The sequence below is a fragment of the Psychrobacter sp. AOP7-B1-24 genome (genome assembly GCF_052376215.1).
In the GTDB taxonomy this organism is placed as follows: Bacteria; Pseudomonadota; Gammaproteobacteria; order Pseudomonadales; family Moraxellaceae; genus Psychrobacter.
This window is the reverse complement of record NZ_JBQSVL010000187.1, coordinates 1-941: the sequence shown is the minus strand read 5'-3', so window position 1 is coordinate 941 and position 941 is coordinate 1. Positions and strand designations below refer to the sequence as shown.

The window sequence follows — 941 nt, the reverse complement described above, 5'->3', positions numbered from 1 at the left end:
AAAAAGGACTTCTTACATGGACAACCTAACCGAACTATACTGCCATATTGACGACTTTTATCAGCAATTCAAACCTGAGTTTGACGCTCATTTAATCGCAACGGGACACCAAAGGTTAAGAGCATGCCAGATAAGTGTAGCAGAGATTATGACTGTCTTGGTACTGTTTCATCAACTGCGGTATCGACAGTTTAAGTCTTTTTACTACCATCACATGCTTGGCATGATGAAACGGGAGTTTCCAAATCTGCCGAGCTACTCGCGATTTATAGAGCTTGTGCCGCGCAGTATCATGCCACTGTGCAGCTACTTGCAAAGCATGATGGGCGACTGTACGGGTATCAGCTATATTGATTCAACCAAGATAGCAGTTTGTCATAACAAGCGTATCTACCGTCATAAAGTCTTTAAGGGACTTGCAACCCGAGGCAAAAGCAGCATGGGCTGGTTCTATGGCTTTAAGCTGCACGCCATTATCAATCATAAGGGCGAGCTTGTATCTGTTAAAGTCACTGCGGGTAATACGGATGACAGAGTGCCTGTTAAGGATATGGCAACGCCTGTGTTTGGCAAGGTGTTTGGGGATAGAGGCTATATCAGTAAAGCCCTAAACGAGTGGCTCACAAAACACAATGATACCACGTTGATAACCAAACTTCGGCGTAATATGAAACCCCAATTACTTGAGCCTATGGATGAGGCACTACTCAATCATCGCTCTTTGGTTGAAACGGTGTTTGGAGAGCTTAAAAACTTGTGCCAAATCGAACACTCACGCCATCGTAGTGTCACGGGGTTTATCACAAACTTGCTGTCAGGTTTAATTGCTTATTGCTGGTTTCCCTATAAACCCACCATCAAAAATATGCCTCAGCAGGGACAGGTAGCCACATTGTAAATAGTATCAATGAGTTACAATGTGGCTTATCCCGAACTGGGGT

Annotated in this window: 1 protein-coding gene; it reads left to right on the top strand. The window is 44.1% G+C overall.

Annotated elements, in window-relative coordinates; all coding sequences use genetic code 11:
• Positions 1–16: 16 nt before the first annotated feature.
• Entirely contained in the window at positions 17–898 is an 882-nt protein-coding gene (locus ACT3QP_RS14915) for an IS982 family transposase (RefSeq protein ID WP_444526041.1), read from the top strand.
• Positions 899–941: the final 43 nt, after the last annotated feature.

Coding starts and splice junctions, on each gene's coding strand:
- ACT3QP_RS14915 (WP_444526041.1), top strand. CDS start 17: ATGGACAACCTAACCGAACTATACTGCCATATTGACGACTTTTATCAG.